Annotated in this window: 12 protein-coding genes and 1 tRNA gene; 12 read left to right on the top strand and 1 reads right to left on the bottom strand. The window is 63.1% G+C overall.

Annotated elements, in window-relative coordinates; translation table 11 throughout:
- Positions 1–174 precede the first annotated feature (174 nt).
- Entirely contained in the window at positions 175–1728 is a 1554-nt protein-coding gene (locus U5A57_RS26905; protein ID WP_321914676.1) for a 2-isopropylmalate synthase, read from the top strand.
- 122 nt (positions 1729–1850) lie between these two features.
- Here U5A57_RS26905 and U5A57_RS26900 read toward each other — a convergent pair whose 3' ends face one another.
- Entirely contained in the window at positions 1851–2402 is a 552-nt protein-coding gene (locus U5A57_RS26900; RefSeq protein ID WP_321914675.1) for a hypothetical protein, read from the bottom strand.
- Positions 2403–2648: 246 nt separating this feature from the next.
- Between U5A57_RS26900 and U5A57_RS26895 the strand changes: the two genes are divergently transcribed.
- From U5A57_RS26895 to U5A57_RS26845, 11 genes are all read left to right on the top strand, one after another.
- Entirely contained in the window at positions 2649–3899 is a 1251-nt protein-coding gene (locus U5A57_RS26895) for a branched-chain amino acid ABC transporter substrate-binding protein (RefSeq protein ID WP_415765576.1), read from the top strand.
- A 152-nt stretch (positions 3900–4051) separates the two neighbouring features.
- The gene (gene rpsO, locus U5A57_RS26890) at positions 4052–4321 is read left to right on the top strand and encodes a 30S ribosomal protein S15 (protein ID WP_042271770.1); all 270 of its coding nucleotides are present in this window, start codon (positions 4052–4054) and stop codon (positions 4319–4321) included.
- Between the two features lie 343 nt (positions 4322–4664).
- Positions 4665–6809, top strand: coding sequence for a polyribonucleotide nucleotidyltransferase (gene pnp / locus U5A57_RS26885; protein WP_321914673.1), 2145 nt, complete (start codon positions 4665–4667; stop codon positions 6807–6809).
- Positions 6810–6969: 160 nt separating this feature from the next.
- Entirely contained in the window at positions 6970–7986 is a 1017-nt protein-coding gene (locus U5A57_RS26880) for an NAD(P)H-quinone oxidoreductase (RefSeq protein ID WP_254343192.1), read from the top strand.
- Between the two features lie 153 nt (positions 7987–8139).
- The gene (gene tpiA, locus U5A57_RS26875; RefSeq protein WP_321914672.1) at positions 8140–8922 is read left to right on the top strand and encodes a triose-phosphate isomerase; all 783 of its coding nucleotides are present in this window, start codon (positions 8140–8142) and stop codon (positions 8920–8922) included.
- Positions 8923–9023: 101 nt separating this feature from the next.
- Positions 9024–9437 carry a preprotein translocase subunit SecG gene (secG, locus tag U5A57_RS26870; protein WP_321914671.1) on the top strand — a complete coding sequence of 138 codons (414 nt, stop codon included), beginning with the start codon at positions 9024–9026 and terminating at the stop codon, positions 9435–9437.
- A gap of 109 nt (positions 9438–9546) precedes the next feature.
- Positions 9547–9631, top strand: a tRNA-Leu gene (locus U5A57_RS26865).
- Between the two features lie 164 nt (positions 9632–9795).
- A complete protein-coding gene (ndhC, locus tag U5A57_RS26860) occupies positions 9796–10155 on the top strand; it encodes an NADH-quinone oxidoreductase subunit A (RefSeq protein WP_321914670.1) in 360 nt (119 codons plus the stop codon).
- Positions 10156–10227: 72 nt separating this feature from the next.
- Positions 10228–10707 carry a NuoB/complex I 20 kDa subunit family protein gene (locus tag U5A57_RS26855; RefSeq protein WP_027819582.1) on the top strand — a complete coding sequence of 160 codons (480 nt, stop codon included), beginning with the start codon at positions 10228–10230 and terminating at the stop codon, positions 10705–10707.
- Positions 10708–10729: 22 nt separating this feature from the next.
- On the top strand, positions 10730–11335 hold the full coding sequence (locus U5A57_RS26850) for an NADH-quinone oxidoreductase subunit C (protein WP_321914668.1): 606 nt from the start codon (positions 10730–10732) through the stop codon (positions 11333–11335).
- Between the two features lie 9 nt (positions 11336–11344).
- Complete coding sequence (locus U5A57_RS26845; RefSeq protein WP_133182092.1) at positions 11345–12598, top strand: NADH-quinone oxidoreductase subunit D; 1254 nt, start codon at positions 11345–11347, stop codon at positions 12596–12598.
- Positions 12599–12628 lie beyond the last annotated feature (30 nt).

Raw genomic sequence — 12628 nt, 5'->3', positions numbered from 1 at the left:
TCCCCCTCTTTTCTCTTCAAGCCGGCGCGCGACTAAGCACGCTAGCGCTAGCGCGCCTGCCGCGCTGATCTCGCTCGCCCTCCGTAAGCCTCGTTCATTGTCAGCGTCGCCATCGGTGGCGCGAACACCCAAAATCCGTTTTAGACACTGAACAAGTCCCCCTGGAGACCCGAAATGGCAGCAGACAAGCTCATCATCTTCGATACGACGTTGCGTGACGGCGAGCAGTCGCCCGGTGCGTCGATGACGAAGGAAGAGAAAATCCGCATCGCGAAGCAACTCGAGCGCATGAAGGTCGACATCATCGAAGCTGGCTTCGCGGCCAGCTCGAACGGCGACTTCGACGCGATCCACACGATCGCCGGCATGGTGAAGGACAGCACGATCTGTTCGCTCGCCCGTGCGAATGACAAGGACATCCAGCGCGCCGCCGACGCACTCAAGCCCGCCGACCACTTCCGCATCCACACGTTCATCGCCACCTCGGCGCTGCACATGGAGAAGAAGCTGCGCATGTCGCCCGAGCAGGTGCTCGAGCAGGCGAAGCTGGCGGTGCGCTTCGCTCGCAAGTTCACGAACGACGTGGAGTTCTCGCCCGAAGACGGCAGCCGCTCGGACATGGATTTCCTGTGCCGCGTGCTCGAGGCCGTGATCAACGAAGGCGCGACGACGATCAATATCGCCGATACGGTCGGCTACGGCATTCCCGAGCTGTACGGCAACCTCGTGAAGACGCTGCGCGAGCGCATTCCGAACTCGGACAAGGCGGTGTTCTCGGTGCATTGCCACAACGACCTCGGCATGGCCGTGGCGAACTCGCTGGCCGGCGTGCAGATCGGCGGCGCGCGCCAGGTGGAGTGCACGATCAACGGTCTCGGTGAGCGCGCGGGCAACACGTCGCTCGAAGAAATCGTGATGGCCGTGAAGACCCGCAAGGACTACTTCGGCCTCGATCTCGGCATCGACACCACGCAGATCGTGCCGGCTTCGAAGCTCGTTTCGCAAATCACCGGTTTCGTCGTGCAGCCGAACAAGGCCGTGGTCGGCGCAAACGCGTTTGCGCACGCCTCGGGCATTCACCAGGACGGCGTGCTCAAGGCGCGCGATACCTACGAAATCATGCGCGCGGAAGACGTGGGCTGGAGCGCGAACAAGATCGTGCTCGGCAAGCTCTCGGGCCGCAACGCGTTCAAGCAGCGCCTGCAGGAACTGGGCATCGCGCTCGACAGCGAAGCCGAGTTGAACAACGCGTTCGCGCGCTTCAAGGAACTGGCCGACCGCAAGGCCGAAATCTTCGACGAAGACATCATCGCGATCGTCACGGAAGAGTCGGCGCAGGCGCAGGATCAGGAGCACTTCAAGTTCATCTCGCTCGCGCAGCACTCGGAAACGGGTGAGCGTCCGCACGCGCGCGTCGTGTTCTCGGCCGACGGCAAGGAAGTGACCGGCGAAGCGGCGGGCAACGGTCCGGTGGACGCCACGCTCAACGCCATCGAAACCGAAGTGGGCAGCGGCTCGGAGCTTCTGCTGTACTCGGTGAACGCGATCACGACGGGCACCCAGGCGCAGGGCGAAGTGACGGTGCGCCTCTCGAAGGCCGGCCGCATCGTCAATGGCGTGGGCACCGATCCGGATATCGTTGCTGCTTCGGCGAAGGCGTATATCTCGGCGCTCAACAAGCTTTACTCGGGCGACAAGGTCAATCCGCAGCGCTCGGAAGCGGTGTAAGCGCGGGCGGGGCGCTTAGCCTCGCTTCACGTCTTTACGTCGTTACGCCAACGAGGCAATGAAAAACCCCCGGGCTCGCAAGAGCGCGGGGGTTTTGTTTTGCTGCGGCGGGAGCAACGCGATCAGAACATGCTGCGTCGATCCGGGTCGTGCAGCGGATCGGGCGTCTTCTGCGTGAGCCTCAGAATGCCCTGGTCGTCGAAGTAGAAGCTATAGAGCATGTACCAGACGTTGTCTTCGAGGTAGCGGTAGGTCCACGCTTCCTTTTTCATCAGCGGGAAGTAGGAGGTCTCGACCGGGCGGCCGAAGTTCACCAGCACATCGGAGCGCGTCCATTTGCCGATCTCCGCGCGATAGAACTCGTTGGGCTGCAACACCTGGCGCACGTTCACGACGCGGCCGTTGGCGTCGATGTCGGCGGCCGTGGTGGTTTCGCCCATTGGCTGGGTCGGCCACATCAGGCGCTTGCCGCCGTCAGGCAGGTCGTAGGTTTCAGCCGGTGGGCCGAAACGGGCGATTACGGACTGTGCGTCGTCGCCCGCATGGAATTGCTGCCACGGCTGCGCGCAGCCGGCGAGCGCAAGTGCGCCCACGCCCGCGAGGAGGGCGAGACGCAGGCGGCGCGAGGCGAGGCGCACGGGCGTGGCGAGCGAGGTGGATAGGCGCGTGAACATGATGTCCCCCGATGGCAAGGTTCCAATGACCGCGGTGTATGTGGAACCGTTATTTTGACACGGCGCGACGCGCTCGCGGGCCGGGCCTGTCCGGTCAAGCGGTGGATCGCGGCCTTGCCGCCGCACCGCCTCGCGGCCTATGATCCGCGCTTCGAATGACAATCGGGCTGGCATCAAAAAATGAGAGAAAAGCGCATAACGGCACGCATGGCGCGTGCGGCAGCGGCCATGCTCACCATCGCGGCGATGGCGGCAGGGCTCGCGAGCGCAAACGGCGCACAGGTGGACGAGACGCCGACCGGCAAACCGATCCAGCTCGCGCTCATCGAAGGCATGTCCGGCCCGTTCGCGGACGCGGGCGCAGCTGTCGAGCGCAACCTGCGCTTCGGCGTGGAGCGGGTCAACGCGAGCGGCGGTGTCGCGCTGCGTGACGGGCGGCATCCGCTCGAACTGGTCACGCTCGACAGCAAGGGCAGCCCCGAGGCGGCGCTCGTGCAGCTGCGCATGGCGCAGGACCGCCGCATCGGCTATGTCATGCAGGGCAACAGCTCGGCGGTGGCGGCGGCGCTCGTGACGGCCATCGATCGCCAAAACGAGCGCGATCCGCAGAACCGTCAGATCTTCCTGAACTATTCCGCCGACGATCCCGCGCTCACGAACGCGAATTGCAGCTTCTGGCACTTCCGCTTCGATGCGCACGCGGGCATGCGCATGGACGCGCTGGCAGACGTCATCGCCGCGGACAAGTCGGTGAAGAAGGTGTATCTGCTCAACCAGGACTACAGCTTCGGCCACGACGTGAGCACGCTTGCTCGCGCCGCGCTCGCGAAGGACCGCCCGGACATCGCTATCGTCGGCGACGAGTTTCATCCCATCGGCCGCGTGAAGGACTTCGCGCCGTACATCGCGAAGATTCGCGCCGCGGGCGCCGATGCTGTCATCACCGGAAACTGGGGCAACGACCTCACGCTGCTCGTGAAGGCCGCGCGCGAGCAGGGGCTCGACGCGAAGTTCTACACGTTCTACGGCAACAGCCTCGGCGCGCCGGCGGCCCTGGGCGATGCGGGCGTGAAGCGCGTGATCGCGGTGGCCGACTGGCATCCGAACGTGGGCGGCGCGGCCTCCGATGCGTGGTACAAGGCGTTCCGCGCGCGCTACCCCGCGGCCAGGGACGACTACCCGGTGCTGCGCATGTCGATGATGGTGGAGATGCTCGCGCAGGCCATGACGAAGGCCGGCACGGCCGACCCCGAGGCGGTCGCGAAAGCGCTGGAAGGCATGCGCTTCAAAGGCGAGGAGGCCGGCTTTCACCCCATGTGGATGCGCGCAGACGATCACCAGGCGATTCAGCCCCTTTATGTCATGGAAATGGACAAGCAGGGCACGCCCGGCGTGCGTTTCGACAACGAAGGCGCAGGCTACGGCTTTCGCACGGTGCTGGCGCTGCCCGCGGAGCGCACCGTGCCCGCCACGGTCTGCCAGATGAAGCGGCCTTGACGGCGCGCCTTACAAGCGGGTTCGCGGCAAATCGGGGCTGTGCTACAATACGCCCCTTGTCGCGAAACCCGCGGCAAGCAATCGTAGTGAGAACCAAGCCACGGCACGGCCTTTCTTCCGTGACCGCTCGTTTGTTTTAAAGGAAAAGCAAAATGTCCGTAGCAGATATCAAGAAGTCCGACGTCGTCGCGCAATTCGCGCGCGGCACCAACGACACGGGTTCGCCCGAAGTTCAGGTTGCACTCCTGACGTCGCGTATCAACGAACTGACCTCGCACTTCAAGTCGCACGCGAAGGATCACCACAGCCGCCGCGGTCTGCTGCGCATGGTGAGCCGCCGCCGTAAGCTGCTCGACTACCTGAAGGGCAAGGACGCCGACCGTTACCGCGCGCTCATCGAAAAGCTGGGTCTGCGTAAGTAATCGGAAGGTCTTCCGCAAAGATGCCTGTGTCAGTTCCGCTGATGCAGGCATTTTGTTTTTGAACGGTGCGCTTCATGCTGCTTTTCAAGTCGTCTTGATGCGATAAACGCCGGTTCGAAAACATCAGGCAACACCACGTAGCACCAGCAGTACAAGCAGCAGGGCCGGGCCACGGGGCAGAGCTTTGTGTCATTCCAGCAGATCGTGAGCGGCGATGCGCCGCAACCTCGCGCTTCGCTGGAATGGCATAACACTCCTCTTCCTGCGCGGTGCCGGAGCCTGTCTTGCCGCATCGTCCGCGTGTGCGGGCGGTGCATAACAAATGAGTAAGGAGTGAGTGACCATGACCATGTTCAATAAAGTCGTGAAGGAATTCAAATGGGGCCAGCACAACGTGCGCCTCGAAACGGGTGAAATCGCCCGTCAGGCCAGCGGTGCTGTCATCGTCGACGTCGAAGACACCGTCGTGCTCGCGACCGTCGTCGGCGCGAAGACCGCCAAGCCGGGTCAGGACTTCTTCCCGCTCACCGTCGACTACATCGAGAAGACCTATTCGGCCGGCAAGATCCCGGGTGGCTTCTTCCGCCGTGAAGGCCGTCCGTCGGAAGGCGAGACACTGATCTCGCGCCTGATCGACCGTCCGCTGCGCCCGCTCTTCCCGGAAGGCTATTACAACGAAGTCCAGGTCGTGATCCACGTCCTGTCGATCAACCCGGAAATCCCGGCTGACATCCCCGCGCTGATCGGCGCGTCGGCTGCGCTGGCCATTTCGGGTCTGCCGTTCAACGGCCCGGTGGGCGCCGCACGCGTGGCCTACATCAACAACGAGTACGTGCTGAACCCGACGCGCGCGCAGATCAAGGACTCGCGCCTCGACCTCGTCGTGGCCGGTACCGAGCGTGCGGTGCTGATGGTGGAATCGGAAGCCGACCAGCTGCCGGAAGACGTGATGCTCGGCGCGGTCGTGTTCGGCCACGAGCAAATGCAAACCGCCATCGACGCGATCCACGAACTGGTGCGTGACGGCGGCAAGCCCGAGTGGGACTGGACGCCGGCGCCGAAGGACGAAGCGCTCATCGCGCGCGTCACGGCTATCGCCAACGACAGCCTGCTCGCCGCTTACCAACTGCGCGACAAGCAACAGCGTTCGACCAAGCTGAAGGAAGTCTACGCAGCCACGTCGGCCAAGCTCGAAGAAGAAGCCGCTGCGGCCGGCACGACGGCGGCCGACAAGGCCACGGTCGGCAACATCGTGTTCGACCTCGAAGCGAAGATCGTCCGTTCGCAGATCCTGAACGGCGAGCCGCGTATCGACGGCCGCGACACGCGCACCGTGCGCCCGATCGAGATCCGCACGGGCGTTCTGCCGCGTACCCACGGTTCGGCGCTGTTCACGCGTGGCGAAACGCAGGCGCTGGTCGTGGCGACGCTCGGCACCAAGGGCGACGAGCAGATCATCGACGCGCTCGAAGGCGAGTACCGCGACCGCTTCATGCTCCACTACAACATGCCTCCGTTCGCGACCGGCGAAACGGGCCGCGTGGGTTCGCCCAAGCGCCGTGAAATCGGCCACGGCCGTCTGGCAAAGCGCGCGCTCGTCGCGTGCCTGCCGAGCGCCGAAGAGTTCGGTTACTCGATCCGCGTGGTCTCGGAAATCACCGAGTCGAACGGTTCGTCGTCGATGGCTTCGGTGTGCGGCGGCTGCCTCGCGCTGATGGACGCCGGCGTGCCGATGAAGGCGCACGTCGCGGGTATCGCGATGGGCCTGATCCTCGAAGGCAATAAGTTCGCCGTGCTGACCGACATCCTCGGCGACGAAGATCACCTCGGCGACATGGACTTCAAGGTGGCGGGTACGGAAGCTGGCGTGACCGCGCTGCAGATGGACATCAAGATCCAGGGCATCACGAAGGAAATCATGCAGGTCGCCCTCGCGCAAGCGAAGGAAGGCCGTATGCACATCCTCGGCAAGATGACCTCGGCGGTGTCGGGCGTGAACACGGAGCTGTCGGCGTACGCTCCGCGCATGATCACCATCAAGATCAACCCGGAAAAGATCCGCGACGTGATCGGCAAGGGCGGTTCGGTGATCCGTGCGCTGACGGAAGAAACCGGCACGACCATCGACATTTCGGACGACGGCGTCGTGACCATCGCTTCGACGTCGAGCGAAGGCATGGCCGAAGCGAAGAAGCGCATCGAGAACATCACGGCCGAAATCGAAGTGGGCCAGGTGTACGAAGGCGCTGTCCTCAAGCTGCTGGACTTCGGCGCGATCGTGAACCTGCTGCCGGGCAAGGATGGTCTGCTGCACATCTCCGAGATCGCCAACGAGCGTATCAAGGACATCAACGACTATCTGAAGGAAGGCCAGGTCGTGAAGGTCAAGGTCATCCAGACGGATGAGAAGGGCCGCGTGCGCCTGTCCGCCAAGGCACTGCTCAACGAGCAGGCGAATGGCGCACCGCAGGGCGAGCCGCAGCAGTAAGGCAGTAAGCTCCAACGGCCGGCAGCGTGCATAACGCGCCGGCCGTTTTTCATGACAATGAGGGTGAATGGCAGTGCGCACACGTCAATCGTGCCGCATGCGTACTGCCATTCAGATGGAGGCGCCCAGATTGGGGCGCGAGGCGCTGAGGAGACGCGAGATGAAGGCTGTCGAGATTACGGAATTCGGTGCGCCGGACGTGCTCAAGCTGGCCGAACGGCCAACCCCTGAGCCGAAGGCCGGCGAGGTGCTGATCAAGGTGAGCGCCTCGGGCGTGAACCGTCCCGACGTGTTCCAGCGCAAGGGCTCGTATGCGCCTCCGCCGGGCATTTCCGACCTGCCGGGGCTCGAGGTCGCGGGCGAGATCGTTGGCGGCTCGATCGATGAGAAGAACAATCCGTTCGGGCTGAAGATTGGCGACCGGGTGTGCGCGCTGATCGCCGGCGGCGGTTACGCCGAATACGCGGTTGCGCCGCTCGGGCAATGCCTGCCGGTGCCGAAGGGGCTCACGGATGTCGAGGCGGCCTCGCTGCCCGAAACCTTCTTCACGGTCTGGAGCAACGTATTCCAGCGCGCCTACCTCGGCCAGGGCGAGGGCGGCGAAAACGAGACGCTGCTCGTGCAAGGCGGCTCGAGCGGCATCGGCGTGACGGCGATCCAGATCGCGCATGCCCTTGGCTTTCGCGTGTTCGCCACCGCAGGTTCCGACGACAAGTGTCATGCCTGTGAGGCGCTTGGCGCCGACCGCGCCATCAACTACCGCACCAGCGATTTCGTCGAGGTCGTGAAGGCGCTTACGAACGACCGCGGCGTAGATGTGATTCTCGACATGGTCGCCGGCGGCTATGTGGCGCGCGAGCTTTCCGCGCTCGCGACCGGTGGCCGCATCGTGCTGATCGCGACGCTCGGCGGCTCCAAGGCCGAACTCAACATGGGCGAGATCCTGCGCCGCCGGCTCACGGTGACCGGTTCGACACTGCGCGCACGCTCGGTGGAGTTCAAGGCGCAGATTGCTCAGGAACTCAAGGCGAAGGTCTGGCCCCTCATCGAAGAGGGTCGTATCAAACCCGTCGTGTTCCGCGTATTTCCGGCTGCGCAGGCCGCCGAAGCCCATGCGTTGATGGAAAGCAGCGAGCATATCGGCAAGATCATGCTCGACTGGAGCAGCGCGGCCTGACGGCATATCGGCGCGGGCGAATCGCTCGCGCTTGATTTTTCGGGATTTTTTTCGCGTATTTTTTGTGTGTCGCAGGCGGGGCGGTTTGACCCGCCTGGATTTCACGCAGTAAAATTATGTGTTTTGCGTCCGCTTTTAACAGCAACCGGAACAATGACGAAACAACGATCGAAGCTCGTAGTCGGTAACTGGAAGATGCATGGCCGCCTCGCGGCCAATGCGGCACTGCTGGAAGGCGTTGCGCGCGGTGCGCAGGCGCTGGCCCCGGACGTGCATGTCGGTGTGTGTGTGCCGTTTCCGTATCTCGCGCAGGCGCAGGCGCTGCTCGGCGGCAGCCGGGTTCAGTGGGGTGCGCAGGATGTTTCGGCGCACGAGCAGGGCGCCTATACGGGCGAGGTCGCGGCAGGCATGATCGCCGACTTCGAATCGGCTTTTGCGATCGTTGGTCACTCGGAACGTCGCGCTTATCACGGCGAAAGCTCCGAACTCGTCGCCGTGAAGACGCAGCGCGCGCTGGCGGCGGGCCTCACGCCTATCGTCTGCGTGGGCGAGACGCTCGAAGAACGCGAATCGGGTGCGACCGAGCGCGTGGTCGGCGCACAGATCGATGCGGTGCTGGCCGTGCTGTCGGTTGAAGAAGCGGCGCGTATCGTCGTCGCTTACGAGCCGGTCTGGGCGATCGGCACGGGCAAGAGCGCAAGCTCGGAGCAGGCCCAGCAGGTGCATGCGTTCCTGCGCGCGCGCCTCGCCGCCAAGGGCGCGCAAGTGGCGGACGTGCCGCTGCTCTACGGCGGCAGCGTGAAGCCGGAAAATGCGGCGGAGCTCTTCCGTCAGGCCGACATCGACGGTGGCCTGATCGGCGGTGCGTCGCTCAAAGCGGGTGATTTCCTTGCGATCTGCGCGGCCGCTACGGCGGGCGCCAGCGTCGCGAGCTAAAGGCTTGCGCACGAAGCATTCGAAATAAAACGCGTCGTGCGGGCTGCTAATGCGTTTGCTCCGGGAGGGGCGGGCGTTCAACCAGGACTCAGGTGAGTGTGATGCTGTATTTGAAAACGTTGATTATCGTCGTCCAGCTTCTGTCGGCGCTCGGGGTGATCGGCCTCGTCTTGCTGCAGCACGGCAAAGGCGCGGACATGGGTGCCGCTTTTGGCAGCGGCGCGTCGGGCAGCCTGTTCGGCGCGAGCGGTTCCGCGAACTTCCTTTCGCGTACTACCGCAGTTCTCGCAACGGTGTTTTTCGTATCGACCCTTGCGTTAACTTACCTGGGGTCGTATCATGCGAAGCCTTCGGCGGGCGTGCTTGGCGCTTCGGTTCCAGCCCCGGCGCAGGTGAATTCGGCCTCGGCGCCAGCTGCTTCGGCGGCGGTTGCATCGGCTCCTGGCGCAACCGCCGCGGCGGCGGCTTCGCCGGCTGCAGCAGCCTCGCAACCGGGTAACGACGTTCCGAAATAAATTTGAAAAACTTGTTTTGTGCGTTGAACAAAGAACGGAAACAAGTTAGAATCTAAGTCTTGAAGCGATTCGCGGGTTGCAATAATTGTTGTCCCGGATTGCATGCAGTGCCGACGTGGTGAAATTGGTAGACACGCTATCTTGAGGGGGTAGTGGCGAAAGCTGTGCGAGTTCGAGTCTCGCCGTCGGCACCAATGTTATCTAAAAAATGCCAGCCGCTTGCTTCAGCTTCGGCTGGCATTTTTGCTTCTTACGTCGTGTTCGTTTTCTGTTCGCAGCGCGAAGTACGTGAAGTGATTCCCGCGGAGCGATGCAAGTTCCAGCGGAACCTCAGAACCAACCGATATAGAGGATAGCCTTGAACCTCGCTGCCTATTTCCCCGTCCTTCTGTTCCTCCTCGTAGGTCTTGGTCTGGGCGTAGCGCTAGTGACGATCGGCAAGGTCCTCGGTCCCAACCGGCCAGACAGCGAAAAAAATTCGCCGTACGAGTGCGGCTTCGAAGCCTTCGAAGACGCCCGAATGAAGTTCGACGTACGCTACTACCTGGTCGCCATTCTTTTCATCATCTTCGACCTCGAAACCGCGTTCCTGTTTCCGTGGGGTGTGGCCCTGCGCGATATCGGCTGGCCGGGCTTTCTGTCGATGATGCTGTTTCTGCTCGAATTCCTGCTGGGCTTTGCCTACATCTGGAAGAAGGGCGGTCTCGACTGGGAATAATGGGTTAATCGCCGGATTGTATGGGCGGCACTGCGGGGAAACTGTGGGCTGTCCGTCTGGAGTGGAAAGCACATGAGTATCGAAGGGGTCTTGAAGGAAGGGTTTGTCACCACCACGGCTGACAAGCTGATCAACTGGACGCGCACCGGCTCGCTGTGGCCGATGACGTTCGGTCTGGCGTGTTGCGCGGTCGAGATGATGCACGCGGGCGCGGCCCGTTATGACCTTGACCGTTTCGGCGTGGTGTTCCGTCCGAGCCCGCGTCAGTCGGACGTCATGATCGTCGCCGGCACGCTGTGCAACAAGATGGCGCCCGCGCTGCGCAAGGTCTACGACCAGATGGCCGAGCCGCGCTGGGTCATTTCGATGGGGTCGTGCGCCAACGGCGGCGGCTACTACCACTATTCGTATTCGGTCGTGCGCGGCTGTGATCGCATCGTGCCGGTCGACGTTTATGTGCCGGGATGCCCGCCGACAGCGGAAGCCCTGGTCTACGGGGTGATCCAGTTGCAGGCGAAGATTCGCCGCACCAGCACCATCGCCCGTCAATAAAGGCCGCGTGCCTCCCCACAATATGGCAAGCAAACTCGAGACCCTGAAAGCGAACCTCGAAGCGGCCCTTGGCGCGCGCATCGTCAGCCTCACCGAGGCGCTCGGCGAACTGACGCTCGTCGTCAAGGCAGGCGAATCCCTCGCGGTGGCCAAGGAGCTGCGCGACAATCCCTCGCTGCGCTTCGAGCAACTGATCGACCTGTGCGGCGTCGACTATCAGACCTTCGGTGACGGCGCATGGGAAGGCCCGCGCTTCGCCGCGGTGTCGCATCTGCTCTCGCTCGCGAACAACTGGCGCGTGCGTCTGCGCGTGTTCGCGCCGGACGACGAAGTGCCTATCGTGCCCTCGCTCGTCGAGATCTGGAATTCGGCCAACTGGTACGAGCGCGAGGCGTTCGACCTGTTCGGCATCGTCTTCGAAGGCCACCCCGACCTGCGCCGCATCCTGACCGACTACGGTTTCATCGGCCACCCGTTCCGCAAGGACTTCCCGGTTTCGGGCTATGTCGAAATGCGTTACGACCCGGAGCAGAAGCGCGTGGTCTACCAGCCCGTCACGATCGAGCCGCGCGAGATCACGCCGCGTGTGATCCGCGAAGATCGCTACGGCGGTCTGAAGAAACACTAAGAGGGTCGCATGTCAGAGATCAAGAACTACACGCTCAACTTCGGCCCGCAGCACCCGGCAGCGCACGGTGTGCTGCGCCTCGTGCTCGAGCTCGACGGTGAAGTGATCCAGCGCGCCGATCCGCACATCGGTCTGCTGCATCGCGCGACGGAAAAGCTCGCCGAAAGCAAGACGTTCATCCAGTCGGTGCCGTACATGGACCGTCTCGACTACGTGTCGATGATGGTCAACGAGCACGGCTATGTACTCGCCATCGAAAAGCTGCTCGGCATCGAAGTGCCGATTCGCGCGAAGTACATCCGTGTGCTGTTCGACGAAGTCACGCGCGTGCTGAACCACCTCATGTGGATCGGCTCGCATGCACTCGACGTCGGCGCGATGGCGGTGTTCCTCTACGCGTTCCGCGAGCGCGAAGACCTGATGGACGTCTATGAGGCGGTCTCGGGCGCGCGCATGCACGCGGCTTACTATCGTCCGGGCGGCGTGTATCGCGATCTGCCGGACGCGATGCCGCAATACAAGGCGTCGAAGATCCACAACGAGAAGGCGCTCGCCCGCATGAACGAGGCGCGCCAGGGCTCGGTGCTGGACTTCATCGACGACTTCTTCACGCGCTTCCCGGGTTGCGTCGACGAGTACGAAACGCTCCTCACCGACAACCGTATCTGGAAGCAGCGCCTGGTAGGCATCGGCGTGGTGAGCCCCGAGCGCGCCATGCAGCTGGGCCTCACGGGCGCGATGCTGCGCGGTTCGGGCATCGAGTGGGATCTGCGCAAGAAGCAACCGTATGAAGTCTACGACCAGATGGACTTCGACATTCCGGTGGGCGTGAACGGCGACTGCTACGACCGCTATCTCGTGCGTGTTGAAGAAATGCGCCAGTCCACACGCATTGCGAAACAGTGCATTGAGTGGCTGCGCAAGAATCCCGGCCCCGTGATGATCGACAATCACAAGGTTGCGCCGCCTTCGCGCGTGAACATGAAGTCGAACATGGAAGAGCTGATTCACCACTTCAAGCTCTTCACGGAAGGCTTCCACGTGCCCGAAGGCGAGGCGTACGCTGCCGTCGAACATCCGAAGGGTGAATTCGGCATCTACCTGGTGTCGGATGGCGCGAACAAGCCTTATCGTCTGAAGATCCGTGCGCCGGGTTACGCCCACCTGTCCGCGCTCGATGAAATGGCGCGCGGCCACATGATTGCCGACGCGGTCACGATCATCGGCACGCAGGACATCGTGTTCGGTGAGATTGATCGCTAAGTAGCAAACTGGCAGTGCGCCCGGTCAAGA

This window comes from Paraburkholderia sp. J11-2, assembly GCF_905220185.1.
Taxonomy (GTDB): Bacteria; Pseudomonadota; Gammaproteobacteria; order Burkholderiales; family Burkholderiaceae; genus Paraburkholderia.
This window is presented reverse-complemented; position numbering and strand designations above follow the sequence as displayed.

What these genes read in the sequence shown, in the direction of transcription:
- U5A57_RS26845 (WP_133182092.1), top strand. Translation starts at nt 11,345, where the DNA reads ATGTCAGAGATCAAGAACTACACGCTCAACTTCGGCCCGCAGCACCCG.
- U5A57_RS26880 (WP_254343192.1), top strand. Translation starts at nt 6,970, where the DNA reads ATGAAGGCTGTCGAGATTACGGAATTCGGTGCGCCGGACGTGCTCAAG.
- U5A57_RS26850 (WP_321914668.1), top strand. Translation starts at nt 10,730, where the DNA reads ATGGCAAGCAAACTCGAGACCCTGAAAGCGAACCTCGAAGCGGCCCTT.
- U5A57_RS26900 (WP_321914675.1), bottom strand. Translation starts at nt 2,402, where the DNA reads ATGTTCACGCGCCTATCCACCTCGCTCGCCACGCCCGTGCGCCTCGCC.
- U5A57_RS26905 (WP_321914676.1), top strand. Translation starts at nt 175, where the DNA reads ATGGCAGCAGACAAGCTCATCATCTTCGATACGACGTTGCGTGACGGC.
- secG (WP_321914671.1), top strand. Translation starts at nt 9,024, where the DNA reads ATGCTGTATTTGAAAACGTTGATTATCGTCGTCCAGCTTCTGTCGGCG.
- rpsO (WP_042271770.1), top strand. Translation starts at nt 4,052, where the DNA reads ATGTCCGTAGCAGATATCAAGAAGTCCGACGTCGTCGCGCAATTCGCG.
- U5A57_RS26855 (WP_027819582.1), top strand. Translation starts at nt 10,228, where the DNA reads ATGAGTATCGAAGGGGTCTTGAAGGAAGGGTTTGTCACCACCACGGCT.
- pnp (WP_321914673.1), top strand. Translation starts at nt 4,665, where the DNA reads ATGACCATGTTCAATAAAGTCGTGAAGGAATTCAAATGGGGCCAGCAC.
- tpiA (WP_321914672.1), top strand. Translation starts at nt 8,140, where the DNA reads ATGACGAAACAACGATCGAAGCTCGTAGTCGGTAACTGGAAGATGCAT.
- U5A57_RS26895 (WP_415765576.1), top strand. Translation starts at nt 2,649, where the DNA reads ATGGCGGCAGGGCTCGCGAGCGCAAACGGCGCACAGGTGGACGAGACG.